Raw genomic sequence first — 19,045 nt, forward strand, 5'->3', positions numbered from 1 at the left:
CGTCAGGACACCACGCGCAGGTGGGTCGGCCAGCCGATCTCCTTGCGGTCCAGGAGGCGGAACATCTTCTTGATGTCCGTCGGGTTCAGCTTCACGCAGCCGCTCGACTTGTGGTCGCTGACGCCGTCCCAGCGGCGGGGCTCCGTGCCGCCCTCGCTGCCGTCACGGTTCATCTCGGAGTGGATGAACATCTCCGTACGCGTCACGGTGCCCTTGGAGCACTTCATGTCCTGCAGGTGGACGGCGTAGCCCTTGATGAGATTGCCGTCGTAGGTCCGGGACTTGAGCTTGATCTTCCAGTTGCCGTTCGGGATCCAGCCCTGGGAACGCGCGCAGTCGTCCTTGACGCCGAGGCCCGATCCGGCCCGGTAGGTGGCCCAGAGCTTCTCCCCCTTGAAGACGGAGAGACGGGAGTCGGTGGGGTCGTCCGGGTTCTTGTCGAAGACCAGGGTGGTCGGCACGTCCTTGCCCGCCGGCGACGCCTGGGCGTATGTGGTGCCCCGGGCGGACGTGGTGCCCTGGGCGAAGGCGGCGGGGGCCAGGACCAGGGTGGTCGCCGCGATTCCGGCGATCAGCGTGCCGCGCAGATGACGTCCGTTGCTGCTCATGTGCGTCGTCCCTCGTTCTCTCCGTACGGCTCGGGGTGCCCTCGGCCGTACCTGTGTGTGGCGGTGTGCGGGGTGTCGGCGTCCGGTGGTGCCGGGGCGGGCCGCTCGTGTCGGGAGCGCGGCCCGCCCCTCGGCGCACGGTCAGGCGATGGCGAGACGCACCTGCGCCTCCTTCGTGTCCTTGAAGGTGAAGGAGAACTGCTCCCGAACACCGGAGCCGCAGACGGACTTGGTGCGGTACTCGCCGTTGCCGGCGTTGACGCGGACCAGCGCGCACTTGCCGTCGGCCCGGGTGTCCTGGACCCAGCCGGACACGGTCACGTTGTTGCCCGTGCAGCGCAAGGTCCAGCCGGCCGACGCCCCGTCCGTCACAGGGGATGCGGAGGACGGACAGGCCGCCGCGTCGGCCGGGCCGGCGATGCCGAGGGCCAGGCCTCCGGCAAGGACGGCGGCCGAGAGTACGGACGTGAGGGTCTTGCGGGCTGCGAACATGGTTGTCCCCTTCGGGTGGCGTGCTGACAGGAAGCGGACCGGGGCGATGACGTGGACCTGTGGCCCCGCCGAGGGGCGGGGTGACCACGAGTGCCGGCCGCGACAGCAGCATCCGCCGGGACGCCACGGGAGGGGAAGCCGATCCCGGCTGCTTGCCGAGGCGCATCGATGCGCCTCGTACCGCACGGCCTTGACCTGTGGCCATGCGCTGATGCATGCGCCCGGTCCAGGTGAGTCGGACGGGGGTCCCTGGGCGGGGGCCACCGTTCGTCAGCTACGGACGCGCGGGCGCCCCCGCGGCACGGTTGCCACCGTCTGTCACACGGAAGGCGTGGGCTGCGGCCCCGTGGCCCGCTGGTAGGCCGGTGCCTTGACGGGAGGGAGCTGTTTCACGAGCAGAGCCAGCCATGTGTCCACGTTCACCCGGCCGGTCGCCCGCAGGCCGTGGGTGCGCTGGAAGTACCTCACGTCCGCGGTGGTCGCCGCCGTGAACCTCCCCGACACCGCCGTGCCGCCCTGGTCCACGTTGTTCAGGAGCTCCTGCACGGCCCGTACCTCGAAGGCGCCGGAGCCTGGCCCGACCTCCTTCACCACGAGCTCGGGCCAGGTCTGGTTGCCCACCTTGCCGTCGGCGGACAGGTCGTGTCGGCGCTGGAAGTCCATGACCGCGTCCCGGGTGTCCTGCCGGAAGAAGCCGTCGGCCCGCACGTCGTAGCCGTACGAGTTCAGCAGGTACTGCAGGGCGCGGGCACGGGCGAACTGGTCCTCCTCGCCCATCCGCAGCAACGGCCAGGCGTATGGTGCCTCGCTCGCGGCAACCGCGCCCGCCGCACCGGCGCCGGCTCCCGTCGTGGCCCCGTGGTCCGGGGCGGTCAGCCGTTCCTGTACGACCATTCCGGCGGCGAAGGCCGCGACGACGGCCGCCGCGATCAGCGCCGGCCGCAGCCCCTTGGCACGACGGCGGCCGATTGCGGGCACGGCTTCGGGCACGGCTTCGGGTACGGCGGCCTCGTGGGATCCGTCCGCGGCACCGAGTGGTGCCGGGGGCTCACCTGCGTTGTCGCCGGCCGGCCGGCGGCCGTTGTCGCGGAGCGCGACGCGGCACAGTGCCTTTGCCTGTTCGAGTTCCTCGGCCGGGGCACGTAACTGGGCGTGCAGAGCCTCGACGACCCTCGGTGAAGCGATGGACGGGTGCCTGGGATTCAGGTAACGAGAGAGCGTCGTCTGGTCGATGCCCAGCCTGGCCGCCAAGGCCTGCTGCGTCGGCCGGGTGCCACCGGCCGAGTCCCCGCTCTCCTCCCACCAGCCACGCAACAGCAGCGCCAGCCGCGCCGCCGCGCCCTGTGACTGGTCCTGACCGCCCCGCTCCTGCGGCATGTGCACGTCCCTCGCCCGATCGTCGTACAGAACAGCCGGGCCTCCGTACCGCCCTGCATCGCCGCGCGCATGGCGGCATATCAGCAGGTCAGGACTCTGCATGACGGCAGCGTCAACGCATCGGCCTCAGCGGCGCCGATCGTAGTGGCGTGATCGCGTCGTCCAGGGCCATCCCACACAGGCGCAGGGCCTCCGCGGCCCGGCTCGGCGTGATCCACGGGGCCGGGGTGAGTACGTCGTTGGGCTCGGGGAAAGCCGGGGCGAGGCTCGGCGGGGGACGCTCTCCATTCACCCGGACGGGTGTGCAAGGGGGCAACGGCTGCCCGGCGACTCCCCCTTACGGGTGCGTGTGGCCCCCGGAGTAGGTGCCCGCGCGCTCGTCGCGTCAGTCCTGGTCCGTCCTGGACAGGGCGGGCGATCAGCTGCTGCTGTTCAGGGTCGGTCCCGGTCCTGCCGTCGTAGATGGCCGTGAGTCGAGAGTCGATCATCAGGAGCGCCGCCCCCACGTCGCCGGCGGGAGCGTACCGAGGGTCGCAGGGTGATGTCACAGGACTCCTCCTCGTGCGACCGCGGCAGGCAGCGCGGAATACCCGTACGGTGGACCGCCCATCACACCGGGATCCGGTGTTTCCCGATAGCGGGTCCACGGCGGCACCACGGACCGATCGACGACGCCCAGCACCCGCCGGCCAGGAGCGCCGGCGGGTCGCCGACTCCCGCACCCTCCGGTCGAACTCGCGCGTGACGAACACCGATTCATGCGTGCGGGATCTCGTTTGAGTGCTCTGCGATGATCACATCATGAGATCGAACACGGGCAGGCCGGACCCACTCGACGCGCTCGACGCGCTCGCCGTCGACGTTCCCGCGCCGGGTGGTGGTCGTCTGTGGGCCGAACGCAGCGGCAGCGGCAGCCCCGTCATCCTGCTGCACGGCGCGGGGATGGACGCCCGCCTGTGGGACGCGGTGGTTCCGGAGCTGGCCCGGCACCATGACGTCGTCCGCTATGACGCCCGCGGTCTGGGGCGTTCCAGCCTTCCGGGCCGTCCGTTCGACGATGTCGAGGACCTGCTCGCCGTCCTCGACCACTTCGGTCTGGACCGTGCCGCGCTGGTCGGGCTGAGCATGGGCGGGGAGACGGCGCTGGACTTCACGCTCGCCCATCCCGGGCGGGTCGGCGCGCTGGCCCTCGTCGGTGCGTCGGTCAGCGGACACGACTGGCCGCAGGACCCGCAGTCCTCGGCCTATGCCACCGCCCGCCGGGAGCGGGACGCGGCAGCCCTGGCCGCGCTGGAGCTTTCGATCTGGGCTCCGCTGGGCCGTACGGCCAGCGGCGGAGCACTCATCGAGACGATGGTGGCGGACAACGCCGAACGCCGCATCGCCGGGGAGGCGTTCTTCGCCCACTTCCCCGACCGTGACGCAGAATCACGCCTGGGCGAGATCGCCGTCCCGACCCTGGTCGTCCACGGCGACCGGGACCACCCGGAGATCGCGGCCATCGCCGAACGTCTCGTCGCCGACCTACCCGACGCCCACGGCGTGACCGTCCCGGAGGCCGACCACTACCTGCCGCTCCGCACTCCCGAACGGCTCGTGGAGTTGTTGCTCGCGCATCTGGCCTGACCACACCTGCGACCTTCTCGATCTCGCGGCGCTCCAGAGCGGCTGCTGCGGATCATCCGGCGGGCCAGAGCGCCTGGAACAGCATCTCCACCTGCCGGGCCACGTGCTCCGGGGTGGACCTCCGCGGTTCGGTGAGCGCGGTGCGGCCGAATTGTTCGGCGCAGGCGACGAAGGCGTGGGCGAGCAGCTGAGGGTCGAGCTCGGAGCGGCCACGGCCGGCGAGGACCGACGACGTCCCGCGCGACCGTGAGGGCGTGCGGGCCTACTTCGAGCGGATGCGTCCGCGGCTGTCCGCCAGTCCGATCGCCGGGCAGGCCATGACCCACCTGCTGCGCGCCGACCTCGTGCTGCCTCCTACGCCCCGCTGGACGAGGCCGGCGAGTCTGGTCGTGGCGCCGGCGCTACGGATCGCCACCATGCCGCGCTGGATGCGCGGGCTGGCCGGCATCCGGCAGTCGCGCCCCCCTCGGCGTGCTCATCGTGCCCGTCCTGAAGGCCTCGTTCGCGCTCGCGCACCTCAGCCCCAGAATCGAGCTGCTCCCGCTGGAACGGCAGTCCCCGTCCACGGTCGCGGTCGTCGCCCCGATGAAGCTCGGGATTCCGCCCCGCCGCGGAGAAGTACCGACCCCCGCCGAGGCCCGCGCCCGCCACGGCTTCGCCGAGCCCGCCGAAGCGCATCTCGATCTGCGGGCCCGGCAGAGCGCACGGGTGCCCGGCGACGGCCGGGCCCCGAGCGAGCAGGGGCTCATCAAGTCGCAGGACACCCTGGGGCCGCTCGCCTGAGGGGGAACCGCCGGATCACCGCCGGGTCACGCCTTGCGGGCGAGCAGCTCGACCTCCTGGAACTGCCGTCGGTCCGTGGGCAGTGGCTCGATCGTCGTGCGGCCCACCTCCGTCAATCCGTGGTCGCGCAGGAGTGCGGCGAGGCGGTCGGGGTGCCAGCGGTAGGCCGTCACCACGGCGTGGTCGTAGCTCTGCGTCTCGAGGTGCGGGCCGTCTGTGGCGGGGAAGTCGATCAAGAGGTACCCGCCAGGTGCCAGAACCCGGGCGATCTCGGCCACGATGACGGGGACGTCCTGCGGTGGGGTGTGGATGACGGACCACCGCGAGAGCACGCCGCCCAACGCGCCGTCCCCGATGTCCAGCTGGGCCATCGAGCCGACCTCGAACCGCAGCCCGGGGTGGGATTCGCGCGCGAGCTCCACCATCACCGGCGAGGCGTCGACACCGAACGCCTTCAGGCCCAATCCGTGCAGGTGGGCGGTGACGTAGCCCGGCCCGCAGCCGAGGTCCGCGACCTCGGCGTGGCCGTCACCGTTCGTCCGCACCAGTTCCGCGAAGGCGCCCAATATGGCGCGCTCCAGGGGCCGGTCCCGCAGGGAATCCTGGAACTGCTGCGCGTACACGGTCGCGATGGCGTCATAGGCGTCGCGGGTCGCGCCCAAGGTCTTGAGTTCGGTCATCCCGAGACCGTAGCCGCAGACCGGGGCGTACGCCGACTGCGGGCTGCCGCGGGTGCCGCTCAGCGACCAACCCCTTTCCCCAGTCGTCACATTCGGGTCGAGAGGGGGACCGTGATCTGCTTGAGCCAGGTGCCGGCCGCGAAGTCGCGGGCCCTCACCACCACGCGGTCGCGGAACACCTCGACCTGGAGGCCCTGGTTGAACGTGCCGGGGACCGTGACCTCTCCGCCCTTCCCGTCGTCCGTGTAGCCCGTCTGCACCGCGCCCGTGTTGATCACCGAGAAGCCGTCCAGGTTGGCCGTGCCGGGGACGACCCTGCGGACGTACCAGTCCGACAGCGCGAGGTCCCAGTGCGTGTGCCCGCAGAACAGGAAGACGTCCTTGTGGCGGCCGAGGAGGCCGAGGAGACGGTCGGCCTGGAGGTAGTCGCGCGAGTAGAGGCGGTTGTGGCTGCCTGAGACCGTGTTCGGGAGCGGGTGGTGGGTGATGACCATGACCGGCTTGCGGCGCCGCGCCCAGTGCGCGAGGCGCTCCTCCAGCCAGGTGAGCTGCCCCTCGCTCAGCCACACCTCGTCCCACAGCTTCGGGTCGTGGTAGTGCATGTACTTCTCGGTGCCGAGGCTCAGCACCGGAACGCCGCCGAACGAGTGCTCCGCGTACACCGTGTTGCGGCCCGCGAAGGTGAAGAAGCTCCGGAACAGCGAGTCCTCGGTCGTGCCGTTGGGCCAGGTGTCCTGCGCGAGGGTCGACGGGTCGCGCCACTTGGGGACGTAGAACTCGTGGTTGCCGATGGCCCAGGCGACCGTACCCGCGTGGGTGTGGCGGGCGACCTCGGAACTGACCGCCGCGTACTCGGCGTCGTACCCGCGCGGGGTGATGTCGCCGGCCACGGCGAGGCCCGAACTCCCGGGGTTGGTCCGGTTCATGTCCTCCAGGGCGACACCGAGGTCCCGGAGGTCACCCTGGATGTCGCTGATGACGTTGAAGGTGGCGACCGGGCGCCCCGAGCCCGCGTGCGCCGGACCGGACCGTGCCGCCGGACCGGAGTGCGCCGGGCCGGCCGCGCTCGCCGGTATCCGGGAGGCGGCGAGCGCGCCCACCGCCCCTGTCGCGACGGTGAGCAGAGACCTGCGATCCACGGAGAGTTCCTCTCGGACAGGCGGTGGCCACCGGCGAGAGCGCCTTCCGACGCGCCCGTCCGCCCGTACTCGCGTATTCGCGCCCCGGGCACCGCTCTTCGAACCAGACCCGTTATGCATACGCAACCTGACCGGCCTGTTGTCCGACCCCAGGATGTCTGTCATGCGAACGCATTCCTACGGGACAGCCTTGGCACAAGCCTCTCCCCGAGGCGAGGACGCGCCTCCTGGCGCCCCGTTCACGCCACCAGGCAACCCACACGCCGTCGTTGTCATCCTCCGAAGGCGAGAGAGGGGGCCGGGGAGGGCCGTGCGTCCGGGGACATCCACGAGATCCGAGTCCCGGCGCGCTTCACACGCCTCCCCCGTACCCCACAGGACCGATCGTGAGGAAGTCCGTCTTGATACGTGCTACACGCGGCGCGGCCACCGCCGCAGCGTTACTCGCGCTGGCCTCGGTGTCACCCGGGGCGGCGTTCGCACAGTCGTCACCCTCTCCCGGGGCACCCTCGGCCACCGCCCCCAGCAGCCGGCTCGGCAATCTCGACCTGCCCGAGGGCTGGCAGGTTTCCGGCGCCGGGGCACATCGGCAGCTGGTCTGGACGTCGCCCGAACCCGTCCCCATGGGCGACTCCCGCGTCGCGTTCCACGCCGGCGACCGGCTTCTCGGTCACCCGGTGGCCGCGCGGGACGGCCGGTCCTTCCGGCTGCCCCTCCAGGACGCGCAGCTCACCGAGGGGACCCGATTGCGGGCCACGGCCGGTGGGCGGCGGCTCGACGCGGCCGGTCCCGCCCGCTCCACGCGCCTCGCCCCCTCCGATCCTTCCGCCCCGACCGCGCCGCCGGGCGCCCCTCTTCCCGCGAACGGGGTGGACCCCGGAGTGCCGGGTCGCTACCGCACCGTCAGCGGCGAGTACGACCTGAAGTCCGTGCGGCTGCCCGGGTTACCCGAGCCCGTCGAGATGCGTGCCACGGTCGTCGGACCGGCCGGTGCACCGGGGAAGCGGCCCGTGGCCCTCTTCCTGCACGGCCGCCACGGCACCTGCTACACCCCCGGGGCCGAGGACGTGACCGGCGACTGGCCCTGCGCCGCCGGTTCGAAGCCGATACCGAGCCACCAGGGCTATCTGCGGGCCCAGCGGCTCCTGGCCTCCCAGGGATACGTGACCCTGTCCATATCCGCCAACGGCATCAACGGCCAGGACTTCCGTGCGGAGGACGGCGGCGCCCAGGCCCGCTCGTCGCTCATACGGCAGCACCTGGCACGCTGGGCCGACTGGTCCGCCGACCGGGCATCCGCCCCGGCAGCCGTACGCCGGTCCTCCGCCGCGGACCTGTCACGGGTCCTGCTCGTCGGCCACTCCCGGGGCGGCGAGGGCGTCAACCGGGCCGCGCTCGACACCCTCACCCCGCCGCCCGCCGACCAGGACGGCTACCGGGGCCCCGTACGGTGGAAGATCCTCGGCACCGTGCCGATCGGACCCACCATCTTCGGCAACAACCCCGTGCCCGACGTGCCCTCCATGACCATCCTGCCGGGCTGCGACGGCGACGTGTCCGACCTCCAGGGCCAGAACTTCGTCGACGGAACGCGCGGTGTCAGCCGTGGCGCCGCTCTGCACAGCGCGGTCTACATGGTCGGCGCCAACCACAACTTCTTCAACAGCGAGTGGACCCCGGGCCAGGCGCAGGCACCGGCCTTCGACGACTTCTGGTCCGACGAGCAGCCCGACCCGGTCTGCTCCCCCGGTACGAGGGCCCGTCTCACCGCCGAGCGGCAGCAGGCCGCCGGCGCCACCTACATCGCCGCGGCCGCCCGGCTGTTCGTCTCCGGTGACGACCGGGTCCGTCCGCTCCTCGACGGCACCGGCCGCCGCGCACCCTCGGCCGACCCGGTCCGCGCCCTGAGCCACGCCGTCGGCGCGAACCGTACGCCGGCCTTCGTGCCGGGCTCCTCCGCGCTCACCGTGTCCGGCGGTGGCAGGCTCTGCGCCCAGATCGACCCCGACGCCGGCCGCGCGTGCCTGTCCCCCGACGCGGGCGGTACGTCACCGCACTTCGCGTACTGGGAGGCCTCGCCCGAACCGGGCCGGGACGCCGTCGCCATGGAATGGTCGCGTCCCGGAACCCCGGTCGCGGTGCGCTCGGCACGGCCGGTCTCGCTGATCGGCTCCGGCGCTCTCGCCCTTCGGGTGATCGTCCCGCCCAACAGCACGGGCACCGAGCTGGACGTCGCCGTGACCGACGCCTCGGGGCGCCGCGCGCACCTGGGCCGTACCCGCGTCGACGGCCTCCCGGGCAGCGAGCGGACCGCCTCCTACTGGGCGCGCGAGGTCCGCGTACCGCTGTCCGCCGCCGCCCGGTCCGGCCTCGATCTGAAGCGGATCACGGCTCTTGAGCTGACCCCGCGCACCCCAGCCGGTCGTGCGTGGCTGATGGACGCGTGGGGCTGGCGCCCCGGCACCCCGGCCGTGCGTCCGGCCGCGCTGGCGCGTGTCGACGTCGGACGCCTGACGGTCGCGGAAGGCGATTCCGGCGTCCGGACCTACCGGGTGCCGGTACGGGTGTCCGGTCAGGGCAGCGGCCAGGTCCGGCTGTTCGTCCCCGATCCGGCCACGGGCGAGCTCACCTCCCGCACGGTGACGGTACGGCCGGGACGTCATGACATCGACGTACCGGTCGAGGTACGGGGCAACGACCGCTTCGGCTACGACCTCACGCACGACGCCTTCGTCAAGGCGGTCCGCGGCACGGCGATCGGCGCCCACCGCGGCGGAGTGACCGTGCGGAACGACGACCCCATGCCCGAGGTGACCGTGACGCCCGTCGCCGACGCGGTGACCGAGGGCTCCGCGCTGACCTGGCGGGTGACGCTGTCCGAGCCGGCCGACGCCGAGATCAGCGGCCACGTCTCCTTCCTGCCGCCGGCCGGCGGTACGGAGCTGACCACGGCGGACGTCGACCAGGCCTGGCTGAAGGAACTGCTCGGGGAGGTGCCGGCCACGGCCACGCCCCTCTCCCAGATCGCGTTCGGCGGCCTGGACCTGCCCGTCTCCGTCCCGGCCGGGGCGACGACCGCCGAGGTGAGCGTGCCCACGGTGAAGGACGACGTGAGCGAGCCGGAGGAGTCGCTGCGGGCTCAGCTGACCACCTACGACGACGCCTGGGAGCCCGTCCCGGGGCCCGAGTTCGTGGGGACCGTGCGGGACGCGATGTGACATGACGTGATCCGACGTCCTCCGATGTGAAGCAGGCGGACACCGATTCCCTTCCCGGGTCGGTGTCCGCCTTTCGTTCCGCTCCGGCGCGGAAGCTCGGCCGGCTTCGTCCTCGACTGCCGGGAGGCACGGAGACAGCGGCGCCTCGGTGTGCTCCGTCACGCTTCCGCGGGCCGGCCCTCAGCACCCGCTCGTACCGTGGGTCCTCGTCGTCGTCTCCGGGGCTCTCGTGGATCGTGATCCAGCCGTGGTGCTCGATCATTGGTGGGAGCCCGGCGGCGGGTCGGAAGCCGCTCGGTGGACGAGGAATCGGCTCGGGCAGGATGAGTGACCATGACAGGTGAGCGGGAGAAGCTCGTGGAGCGGCTGCGGCGGGCCGGGCTGGACGTCGTGGAGGGAGATCGGGTCGAGGAGGTCATGAGGCCGTGGGCGGCATGGCGCCCGGTCATCTCGGGCAACACCACGCCGACCGTGGCCGTACGGACGGACACGCCGGAGCTGGTCGCCGAGCTCAACAGGCAGTGGCACCGGCTGGCGATCGAACACGGGATCATCGGCGCGGACGGCGCGTTCCTCATCCACGTCGCCGGCAGCGGGTCGGGCGCCGCGCGCACGCGCTGGACGCGAGTGCGGCTCACCGACCGGTGGGACCTCGCCGGAGTCCTCGGTGAGCGGCCCGGCCGGCCCGAGTTCGTCACGCTCTCCACGGATGGCGACGCTCTGCTCGGGGCGACCACCGAGGAGTACGACGTCTGGCTCGTCGCCGTGGACCGCTTCAGGGAGCGGCGGGAAGCGGAGGCGCGCGCCGATGCCGAGGAGACCGCTGAGCAACGGACGGCCGCATGGGAGTGGTTGTTCCGCAGGCCAGGGCCTTCGATACGCGTGCGTGACGAGTGGGCGCACGGGCTGGCGCACAACCCCGCCACCTCCGATGACCTTCGCGCGGGCCTGCTGGGCCTGACCCACCACCTGCTGTGGCGTCCACTCCCGGCGTCGGTCGTCGCGGCCGCGGTGGTCCACCCCGAGTGGCAGGTGCGCGGCCTGCTGGCCGAGGTCCAGCCGAACATCACGGCCGAGCAGTGGACGCGCCTGATCCTCGGCGAGCAGGATGCCCGGCGGCGGTGGCTCCTGACGCAGCTCGCGGTGGACCGGCGCGCCGAACTCGGCGACACCGCGTACGCACAGCTCACCGCGGACCCGTCCGCGAGGACACGAGAAGAGGCAGCCCGGCTGACCGGCCTGCCCGCTCACCTGCTGGCGGTGCTGGCCCGCGACGTCGATCCCGCCGTGCGCGCCTCGGCGTGCCGTGGGACGGCCTGGCCGCAGCTGGACAGCCCGCTCCGGCGCGCGCTTCTCGACGACCCCGACGGCAAGGTCCGCGTCGCGGCGCGCCTCCGCCACCACCAGGAACAGCCGCTGTCCCGGTCCGTCCACGACTCCGAGGGACTGGAGACGAGCGACGCGGTGAGGACCTGTCGGCTCGAGCGCGACCTCGCCGTGCATGTGGCCCACCACGGCGATCCCGACCGGCGCCACGCCCTCGCGGCCAACCCGTGGCTGGACAGTGACCTGGTCGCCCTACTCGCCCGGGACCCCGACGACAGCGTCCGGTACGCGGTCTCCACGCGTCCCGATCTCACCGAGGAGCAACGGGCGGGAATCGTCATCGACTTCGATCCGCACATCCGCACCCGCGCGCTCGACTGGGTCACGGCGCTCCACGAGGACCCCGAGGCCATGCGGCGCCTGGGCGCCTCCTCGCACCCCCTCGTACGCAGAAGCGTCGCGCGGGCCAGGCGCCTGCCGCCGGACGTCGTCGAGTCGCTCGCGCGCGACGAGGACCGTGTCGTGCAGCTCTTCCTCGCCGAGTCGTGCGACGACGCACCCGCCGAGATGCTGCTGCGGGTGTGGCAGTGGTGGAACGGCAGTCTCAGCACACCGGACCGTCCCCACGGCCATCCGAACTTCCCCCGCCGCGACTTGGTCCGTCACGCCGATGACCCCGACCCTCGGATGCGGCAACTCGCCCTGGACGACCCGGAGTCGACCGTCGAGCTCGTCGAGCGCTTCAGCCGGGACAGCCACGAGGAGGTCCGCTTGCGGGCCGCGACCGACGCCCGGCTGACGCCGGCGTCTGCGGTGCGGCTGCTCGACGACCCGTACGAGCGGGTGCGGCGTGCGGCGGCCAAGCACCCGCGGCTGCCGGCGCGGACCCTGATCCCTTTGCTGCGCAACAGCGACACCGCGTACGCGGCTGCCCAGAACCCGGGGCTGCCCGAACCGGTCATCGCGCGGATGATCCAGCTGCTGCGGCTACTTCGGGCCGAGGGTGCGCCCGGGGGTGACGCCGAGGCCTCCGCCCCGGGACGGTGAGCCTGTCGTCCGTGATCCGTACGCTCCATCGGAACGATCACTCGTTCGTGAGTTTCCGGTCGCTCGTGCCCACCACCCCGCGACGCTGGCATTCGCGGCGCGTGACCTGCGCCGCCGTATCGGTGCGCTGTGGAGGGAAGACGTCATGACGCGGGAAGCGAGGCGCCGCGGAAGTCCCGGTGAGCAGGCGGTGCTGCTGGTCGCCGGGCTGGCCGATGTGGCCGTGGGCACGCTGGGCTCCGCAGTCGGAGTCGTACGGGGGCTGGCTCGGCGCTCGGACGCGGCGGAGCTGGTCTCGGAGGCCGAGCGGGATCTGACCGCGCGTGGGCGCCTCGTACTGGACCGCTACGCGTCCGCGCCCCCGGCGCATCTGGAGATTCTCGCCCGGCACGCCCTGGCCCGGCGGGCGGGCGAGCGTGGCTGAGGGGTGGGATTCGGCGGCGTTCAAGGCGCGTGTCGACGAGGTCCTGCACGACTTCGTCGCCGACGAGGCCGACCTGCTGGCGGCGGTCGACCCGGCACTCGGTCCGGTGGCCGAGCAGCTTGAGACGTCGGTCGCGGTCGGGAAGAGGTTACGGGCGGCGTTCTGTTACTGGGGCTGGCGGGCGGCCCGGCAGCCGGACAGCGACGCGTTGGTGCGGGCGGCGGCCTCCATGGAGCTGGTGCACGCGGCCGCCGTCGTGCACGACGACCTCATCGACGACAGTCCACTGCGGCACGGGCGTCCCACCGCCCACGTGGCCCTCGGGGGTCTCGTACGGCACCACCCGCGGGCCACGGATGCCGCCCGGTCCCTCGCGATGCTCGTCGGGGATCTGCTCATGTCGCTCGCCGGGCAGCTGTTCGCCACCAGCGGCCTGCCCGCCGCCTACCTCGGCCGGGCCCGTCCGCTCTGGGCGGCGCTGGCCCGCGATCTCATCGCCGGTGAGTGTCTGGAGATCCTCCACACCGGCGTCACCCCGGACACGGCGGCGTCGCTGAAGGTGATCCGCTACAAGACCGCCAAGTACACGGTGGAGCAGCCCCTCTTGATCGGCGGCGCACTGGCCGGGGCGGGCGACCGGCTGCGCGAGGGGTACAGCGCGTACGGGCTGCCGCTGGGCGAGGCCTTCCAGCTCAGGGACGACCTGCTCGGCCTGTTCGGCGACACGCGGCGCACCGGCAAGGCCAACGCCGACGACGTACGCGGCCATCGGCCCACCGCGCTCCTCGCGGAGACGTGGCGCATCGCCGGTGCGGACGAGCGCGAGCGGCTGCGCGCCCTGCTGGGGCGACAGGACCTCGACGGGGACGGTCTGGAGGCCGTACGCGGGGTGATGCGGCGGCTCAAGGCGCCTGACCGGGTCGAGAGCATGATCGCCGCCAGGGTCGAGGAGGCGCTCGGCGCGCTGGATGACCTGGACGTACCGGCGCCTGCGGCCCATGCCTTGACCGGCTTGGCGCATTCGGCTGCGGTCCGCATGTCCTGACCTGGGCCCGCGTGCCCTGACGCGGGTCGGAGCCGTGCAGGCCCGAACCGCCCGGGACCACCCCGGACCGACTTCCCCTCACCTCTCCGGACACAGACACAAGGGAGTCCCCCATGCTCCACAACGAGACATCGATGAACGCCCTCCGGCGGAGTGGCGACGAGCTCGCCGACGCCACGGTCGCCGCTCTCTTCGAGCGCGGCGAGATGGGCACCTTCAACACCTTGATGCGCTTCTTCTCCACAGCCGGCGCGCCCGTTCCAGACGGGTTGCCCGATGTCGCCAGGGAGTATCTGGCGGCCACGAGCGCGCCGCCGGCCTGGGTGGACTGGGACGAGATGGAGCGGGCCCGGCTGTTCTTCATCGACAACAACGTGCACATCGCCACGGCGCTGTCCTTCGCCTCCATGCCCGCCTGCTACCTCGTCCCCCACGTGGCGAAGCTGCTGTCGACGACCCACGGTCTCGACTACCCCTCGACGCGGATGGCGGCGACCGGCCAGTTCACCGTCCATCTGATGCAGCCCGATGCCTTCGAGGCGGGCAGCCGTTTCATCCCCGCCGCGCAGAAGGTCCGTCTGCTCCACGCCTCCATCCGGCATCACCTCACGCGCGAGGACCGCTGGGACGCCGGGACGCTGGGGGTGCCGATCTGCCAGGAGGACATGATCGGCGGGCAGATGTTCTTCTCCATGCTCGTCCTCGACAGCCTGCACCGCCTCGGAATCCACATGTCGCAGGAGGGCGCGGAGGCGTACTACTACGCCTGGCGTGTCGTCGGCGGGATGCTCGGCGTCGACCAGGACGCCGTCCCCAAGTCCCTCGACGAGGCGCGCCGGTTCCTCGACCAGTACATGATCCGGTACATGGGGCCGTCCCCGGAGGGCGCCCACCTGACCCGGCAGCTCATCCAGCTCTACGAGGACATCGTGCCCGGAACGCTGCTCGACCCGGTCGTGGCGGCTCTGGTCCGGTACCTCATCGGCGACACGAGCGCGGACTGGCTAGAGGTCCCCAGCACGCCGTGGGACACGGTGGTCAAGGCCGTGCCCCACCTGCTGGGCGTACTGGAGACGATCGAGGACCGCTCACCGCTCGGCGCCTGGGCCCTCGACCGGCTCGGGCACCTCACGACGGTCTTCGAGCTGTCCTCGCTCACGCGGGGGCGCGTCATGCACTACGCCATCCCCGAACACCTCAGAAAGGAGTACGGCGTCCCCGACGCACCGCCCCGCACCCGCCGCTGGACCCCACCGGCGGCCACGCTCACACCATGAGCCGCCCCGCCCCGGGGCATCCCTGCGGTGACGGGAGATGCCCGGGGCGGGCGGGGAACGGTCCCGCCACCCTGGATACGACCGCGATACAGGGGGCAATGGCGGCGCGAAAGGCACAACCGGCGGCCGGACCGGCGGCCGGGACGCAGTTCTTCACGGATCTGCTCCGGCATCCGAGTCGTCTCGTCGAGCAGGTCCCGGGAGGCGTTCGACATCGCGCCGAGGCTGACGTCGCCGCGTGGAACGCCGGCGAGGCCCGTGAGGTCTCCGCGTTCGTCCGTGACTCCCAGCGCTTCCGGCAGGGGTCGCTTATTCTGGATCCTGCCGCGGGAGAGCCCCTGTCTTCGGCAATCGGCCCGAGGGACGTCACAGCCGCTGGCGCCGCCGCGCTGCGGCAAAACCCTCTACCCTCCGGTAACCTTCCTCACCGGCAGGCGACTTGGGGGAGTTGTATGGGCACCGTCACGAGGTTCGACGCCGTCGCCGAGCATGAGAGGACCCGTGCCGCGCTGAGGGCCGTCATCCTGCGCCTGGTTCAGCTCCTGCGGGACGTTCCGGATCTGGAAGCCGCCTCCGGGGTGCCCGTGTGGACCGTGGGGGACGTCGGCGCACACCTCGCGGGTGTGCACTTCGCCTACTCCGCCGGCTTCACCGACGAGGCCGTGGAGTGGGACGCCCTCCTCCCGGCGGGCGGCGGCTCGTTCGGCGAGCGGATCGCGGCCGTGAACGCCACGTCCATAGGCCTCTTCGGAGGCGAGGAGCGCACCCGTATCGGCGAGTTCATCGCCGAGCGGAGCGAGATGTTCCTGCGCGTCACCGAGGGGCTCCCGCCCGACACCCCCGTCGATGCCCCCTGGCTCGGGTTGAAGCCGTCCCTCACGCTGGCGGCCGCGACCGGTCTGATGCTCAGCGAGAGTCTCGTACACGGCCTGGACATCGCCCGCGGCGCCGGACTCCCCTGGCCCATCGGCCCCGACGAGGCGAGCCTCGTGCTCGGCCAGTCGATGCCGACGATGATGCCGCTGGGCCTGGACGCGGAGAAGGCGCGGGGCGTCAGCCTCGCGTTCGACCTGGTGATCAAGGGCGGGCCCCGGCTCGCGGTCGTCGTCGAGAACAGGGCGGCGACCGTGACCCGAGACGCCCCGCCCCGCGCGTACGACTGCCGGATCACGGCGGAACCGGTGGCGTTCCTGCTGGTCTCCTTCCGCCGCATGCCCGTCTGGAAGGCGATCACGTACGGTCGGATGCGGGCCGGCGGCCGCAAGCCGTGGCTCGCGATGCGGCTCGGCGAGCTCATCGGCAGTCCGTGATCCGAGGGCGCTCGACGGGGTTCGCGTTCATGCCGGTGGTCAGCGTCTCGACGGCTTCTCAGAGGTCGCGCCGCCGCACGCCCGCCACTGCCAGCGCCACCGCGCCCAGCGCCCACGCCGCGTAGACCGTCCAGGCCCCGTGCTCCACGGGAAGTCGGACGGGGGGCGCTCCGACGTCCGTGAGTCGGATCCATGCACGGAAGGGCAGGGCGTGGCTCGTGAGCGCCGACCAATAGCGGCCGTCGGTGAGGACGTTGGGCAGGACGAGGACGACCGCGACCGTCGTGATCATGGTCACCGCCGTGTGCCGGATGACGGTTCCGATCGCCGGCCCCGCCAGCGCGCACACCGGCGCGAGCAGCGCCGAGGCGAGCACCACGCGCTGGGCACCCGAGTCGCCGAACGACACTCCCAAGCCCCGGCCGTCGAGGATCGCCTGGGTGAGGACGAACGAGGCTCCCGCGACCAGCGCGCCGAAGAGGGTCGCGACGGCCGTGCCGACGAGGGCCTTGGCCGCCATCACCGAGCCGCGGGCGGGAACGGCCGCGAAGGTCGTACGGGTGGCGCCCGTGCTGTACTCCCCCACCATCGCGACAGCGCCGACGGCCCCGAGCGCGATCACCATCACCATGGCCGCGTTCCCGGTGAACGCGATCTGCAGGGGAATGCCGTCCCGGATGAAGTCGGCCCGGTCCCCCGCGTTCTCCTCGGTCCAGTACTTGTACGTGTCGTACGCGGTACCCACGTTGAAGGCGATCACGGCAAGTGCCGCAGCGCCGTGGGCGATCCAGGTCGAGCGGAGCGACCGGAGTTTGATCCACTCGGAGGCGAGGAGGTCGAGGAAGCGGGGGCGGGGCTCCGTGGCCGCGCTCGTCGCAGGGGGAGTGGCGTCGGCCCCAGCGTCGACGTCGACATCAGGGGCGGGGTCGGGGTCGTGGTCGGCACAGCCATCGGCTTCGGCTTCGGGGTCGGGTTCATCGGGGCTCTCCGTAGTGGCGCGCACAGCAGAAGTCGGTTTCCGCATGACAGAAGTCCGCTACGGAGGAGTGCCCGTGCCGCACGCCGCCCCACGTTCGTACCGGAGAAGTCGTCCGAGGTGCAGATGCGGGCGAGGTTGTCGGGACGGCGGTGGCTGCTGCCGAGGCCGTGCCCGAGGCGAAGATCCCGCTGGAGTAGGCGAGTTGTCTGACGAGGTCGGCGGTTGCGGGGCCCGGCCGGTGCGATCCGGGGCCCGCCGCCCCAACCGGGCCAACTCCTCCCCCGCCGGTGAAAGGATCACGGCATGGCTGCCTACCTGTCCGATGACATGACTGACGATCCGTTGCTGATCCGCGCCCGTGGGCTGTGGGAGACGCTGGCCGGCGCGCCGGTGTCGTTTGCGTCGTCCGGTGGACCGGGTGGGCTGGGTGGACCCGCCGGCCCCGCTGGTCCCGTTGTTCCCGCCGTGGTCGTTTCACCGACCTCGGCACTGTGCCCGCCCTCCTGGGCCGGGATCGTGGTCCTGGGCGACGCGGCGATCGCCACCGCGCCCACGGAGAGCGCCGCCCTGGTGCTGCGCCGCGCGCTCGCTTCGGTGCCGGTCGGCTCTCTCACCCGGCCGGAGACGGTTCGGTCCGTGCTGCCGGTGTCGGATGTGCTTGGTCCGGCGAGTTTGGCGTACCTCTCCGGCGCCGACTTCCGTCCCGCTCCCGCTCACCCGCACGGCGCTGTCGAGCACCTGGCCTCCGGCCATCCCGACGTTCAGGGGCTGTTGCGCTCGGCCGAGCCGGCGGACGTGGCGGAGAGCGGTATGGAGGAGATCACCTCTCCCGCGTTCGTCGTGCGCGAAGGGACGGAGGTGGTGGCCTCGGCGGGATACCGCGCCTGGCCCGCCGAGACCGCGCACGTCTGTGTGCTGACGCATCCGCGGTGGCGGGGGCGCCGACTCGCCCGCCACGCGGGCTCCGCCGCCGTGGCGCACGCGCTGGCGGCGGGCCTGCTCCCCCAGTGGCGGGCCCGGCCGCCGGCCTCTCGACGGGTCGCGCGGGCGCTCGGGTTCCGGGAGCTGGGCAGTCAGCTGAGCGTCCGGTGGGAGGTGGACGCGCCCGGCGGCGCACGCGGGTGAGCCGCTCGGCCCCTGTCCACCTCAAGCGGCTTGAACTGGCTGCGGCCGAACCCTCTGACCTGCGGTGACGATGAGGGACCGCTGGGGCTTGGAGGGCTCGACGCGAGCGCTGTCAGGCCCCGTTCGTCGTGGGCAGTACAGGCACGAAGTCGTCCCAGCGGGCGACCTCGCAGCCGTCGGCCCGGTTGAAGCTCGCGTCCACCGGCCGGCCCGCCCAGGTGCCCGTGACGTGGGCCGTGGCCGGTCCTCCGTACTGCATCGTGCACATGGAGTCCGGCGGCACGGGCGCGAAGGGGTCGGTGCCCCACGTGGTCAGCTCGTCGAGCCTCTCACAGGCCGCCTGCGGTGAGGGATGAGTGCCGCCCGCCGGGTGGCAGACGAGCTCATACGTGCCGTCGGCGGCCGGGTCGCCGCTGTCGGCCACCGTCAGGGTGAGGTGGTCGAGGGGGGCTCGCGCTACTGCGGCGGCGGACGAGACCGAGGCAGTGGAACAGGTGGAGAGGGCGGCCAGGGCCAGGGCGAACGCAAGGCCTGTCAAACGCGGCATGGACGACTCCAGGAGGGTCACGGTCGGCGGGGTGCTGGGCGG

16 protein-coding genes are annotated in these 19,045 nt (G+C 72.3%); 9 read left to right on the forward strand and 7 right to left on the reverse strand.

Annotated features, from left to right (window positions below; genetic code table 11):
- Positions 1-2 precede the first annotated feature (2 nt).
- The 3 genes from ACIP8Z_RS01140 to ACIP8Z_RS01150 all read right to left on the reverse strand — a co-directional run bounded on the left by ACIP8Z_RS01140 (position 3) and on the right by ACIP8Z_RS01150 (position 2,477).
- Entirely contained in the window at positions 3-608 is a 606-nt protein-coding gene (locus ACIP8Z_RS01140) for a L,D-transpeptidase family protein (RefSeq protein WP_402077151.1), read from the reverse strand.
- Positions 609-749: 141 nt separating this feature from the next.
- Positions 750-1,100, reverse strand: coding sequence for a hypothetical protein (locus ACIP8Z_RS01145; protein WP_402077154.1), 351 nt, complete (start codon positions 1,098-1,100; stop codon positions 750-752).
- Positions 1,101-1,418: 318 nt separating this feature from the next.
- Positions 1,419-2,477, reverse strand: coding sequence for a peptidoglycan-binding protein (locus tag ACIP8Z_RS01150; protein ID WP_402077157.1), 1,059 nt, complete (start codon positions 2,475-2,477; stop codon positions 1,419-1,421).
- A gap of 801 nt (positions 2,478-3,278) precedes the next feature.
- Between ACIP8Z_RS01150 and ACIP8Z_RS01155 the strand changes: the two genes are divergently transcribed.
- Positions 3,279-4,103, forward strand: a complete 825-nt coding sequence (locus ACIP8Z_RS01155; RefSeq protein WP_402077159.1) for an alpha/beta fold hydrolase — start codon at positions 3,279-3,281, stop codon at positions 4,101-4,103.
- A 480-nt stretch (positions 4,104-4,583) separates the two neighbouring features.
- The gene (locus ACIP8Z_RS01160) at positions 4,584-4,886 is read left to right on the forward strand and encodes a hypothetical protein (protein ID WP_402077161.1); all 303 of its coding nucleotides are present in this window, start codon (positions 4,584-4,586) and stop codon (positions 4,884-4,886) included.
- A 26-nt stretch (positions 4,887-4,912) separates the two neighbouring features.
- Here the strand turns inward: ACIP8Z_RS01160 and ACIP8Z_RS01165 are convergent, their stop codons facing one another.
- Together ACIP8Z_RS01165 and ACIP8Z_RS01170 are read right to left on the reverse strand one after the other, a co-directional pair.
- A complete protein-coding gene (locus tag ACIP8Z_RS01165; RefSeq protein WP_402077163.1) occupies positions 4,913-5,566 on the reverse strand; it encodes a class I SAM-dependent DNA methyltransferase in 654 nt (217 codons plus the stop codon).
- Positions 5,567-5,652: 86 nt separating this feature from the next.
- Positions 5,653-6,705, reverse strand: coding sequence for a metallophosphoesterase family protein (locus ACIP8Z_RS01170; RefSeq protein WP_402077166.1), 1,053 nt, complete (start codon positions 6,703-6,705; stop codon positions 5,653-5,655).
- A 401-nt stretch (positions 6,706-7,106) separates the two neighbouring features.
- Here ACIP8Z_RS01170 and ACIP8Z_RS01175 point away from each other — a divergent pair, with 401 nt between their 5' ends.
- The 6 genes from ACIP8Z_RS01175 (at position 7,107) to ACIP8Z_RS01200 (ending at position 16,352) form a co-directional block, all read left to right on the forward strand.
- Positions 7,107-9,923 (forward strand): hypothetical protein, encoded by a 2,817-nt coding sequence (locus tag ACIP8Z_RS01175; protein WP_402077169.1) that lies wholly within the window; start codon positions 7,107-7,109, stop codon positions 9,921-9,923.
- A 333-nt stretch (positions 9,924-10,256) separates the two neighbouring features.
- A complete protein-coding gene (locus ACIP8Z_RS01180; protein WP_402077171.1) occupies positions 10,257-12,296 on the forward strand; it encodes a PE-PGRS family protein in 2,040 nt (679 codons plus the stop codon).
- A gap of 145 nt (positions 12,297-12,441) precedes the next feature.
- Positions 12,442-12,720 (forward strand): polyprenyl synthetase, encoded by a 279-nt coding sequence (locus ACIP8Z_RS01185; protein ID WP_402077174.1) that lies wholly within the window; start codon positions 12,442-12,444, stop codon positions 12,718-12,720.
- Positions 12,713-13,765: a polyprenyl synthetase family protein gene (locus ACIP8Z_RS01190; protein ID WP_402077177.1), complete on the forward strand. Its 1,053-nt coding sequence runs from the start codon at positions 12,713-12,715 to the stop codon at positions 13,763-13,765. The genes ACIP8Z_RS01185 and ACIP8Z_RS01190 overlap by 8 nt, the downstream gene beginning before the upstream one ends.
- Before the next feature lie 113 nt (positions 13,766-13,878).
- On the forward strand, positions 13,879-15,042 hold the full coding sequence (locus ACIP8Z_RS01195; protein WP_402077179.1) for an oxygenase MpaB family protein: 1,164 nt from the start codon (positions 13,879-13,881) through the stop codon (positions 15,040-15,042).
- Positions 15,043-15,494: 452 nt separating this feature from the next.
- On the forward strand, positions 15,495-16,352 hold the full coding sequence (locus ACIP8Z_RS01200; RefSeq protein ID WP_402077181.1) for a maleylpyruvate isomerase N-terminal domain-containing protein: 858 nt from the start codon (positions 15,495-15,497) through the stop codon (positions 16,350-16,352).
- A gap of 58 nt (positions 16,353-16,410) precedes the next feature.
- Here ACIP8Z_RS01200 and ACIP8Z_RS01205 read toward each other — a convergent pair whose 3' ends face one another.
- Complete coding sequence (locus tag ACIP8Z_RS01205) at positions 16,411-17,355, reverse strand: ABC transporter permease (RefSeq protein ID WP_402077182.1); 945 nt, start codon at positions 17,353-17,355, stop codon at positions 16,411-16,413.
- Positions 17,356-17,658: 303 nt separating this feature from the next.
- Between ACIP8Z_RS01205 and ACIP8Z_RS01210 the strand changes: the two genes are divergently transcribed.
- Entirely contained in the window at positions 17,659-18,456 is a 798-nt protein-coding gene (locus ACIP8Z_RS01210) for a GNAT family N-acetyltransferase (RefSeq protein WP_402078847.1), read from the forward strand.
- A 112-nt stretch (positions 18,457-18,568) separates the two neighbouring features.
- Here the strand turns inward: ACIP8Z_RS01210 and ACIP8Z_RS01215 are convergent, their stop codons facing one another.
- Positions 18,569-19,003, reverse strand: coding sequence for an SSI family serine proteinase inhibitor (locus ACIP8Z_RS01215; protein WP_402077185.1), 435 nt, complete (start codon positions 19,001-19,003; stop codon positions 18,569-18,571).
- Positions 19,004-19,045 lie beyond the last annotated feature (42 nt).

The organism is Streptomyces sp. NPDC088553 (assembly GCF_044752965.1).
GTDB lineage: Bacteria > Actinomycetota > Actinomycetes > Streptomycetales > Streptomycetaceae > Streptomyces.

Excerpts from the sequence above, each read along its gene's own strand:
- ACIP8Z_RS01210 (WP_402078847.1), top strand. The coding sequence starts at position 17,659 with ATGACTGACGATCCGTTGCTGATCCGCGCCCGTGGGCTGTGGGAGACG.
- ACIP8Z_RS01155 (WP_402077159.1), top strand. The coding sequence starts at position 3,279 with ATGAGATCGAACACGGGCAGGCCGGACCCACTCGACGCGCTCGACGCG.
- ACIP8Z_RS01195 (WP_402077179.1), top strand. The coding sequence starts at position 13,879 with ATGCTCCACAACGAGACATCGATGAACGCCCTCCGGCGGAGTGGCGAC.
- ACIP8Z_RS01215 (WP_402077185.1), bottom strand. The coding sequence starts at position 19,003 with ATGCCGCGTTTGACAGGCCTTGCGTTCGCCCTGGCCCTGGCCGCCCTC.
- ACIP8Z_RS01180 (WP_402077171.1), top strand. The coding sequence starts at position 10,257 with ATGACAGGTGAGCGGGAGAAGCTCGTGGAGCGGCTGCGGCGGGCCGGG.
- ACIP8Z_RS01150 (WP_402077157.1), bottom strand. The coding sequence starts at position 2,477 with ATGCCGCAGGAGCGGGGCGGTCAGGACCAGTCACAGGGCGCGGCGGCG.
- ACIP8Z_RS01165 (WP_402077163.1), bottom strand. The coding sequence starts at position 5,566 with ATGACCGAACTCAAGACCTTGGGCGCGACCCGCGACGCCTATGACGCC.
- ACIP8Z_RS01185 (WP_402077174.1), top strand. The coding sequence starts at position 12,442 with ATGACGCGGGAAGCGAGGCGCCGCGGAAGTCCCGGTGAGCAGGCGGTG.
- ACIP8Z_RS01145 (WP_402077154.1), bottom strand. The coding sequence starts at position 1,100 with ATGTTCGCAGCCCGCAAGACCCTCACGTCCGTACTCTCGGCCGCCGTC.
- ACIP8Z_RS01200 (WP_402077181.1), top strand. The coding sequence starts at position 15,495 with ATGGGCACCGTCACGAGGTTCGACGCCGTCGCCGAGCATGAGAGGACC.
- ACIP8Z_RS01140 (WP_402077151.1), bottom strand. The coding sequence starts at position 608 with ATGAGCAGCAACGGACGTCATCTGCGCGGCACGCTGATCGCCGGAATC.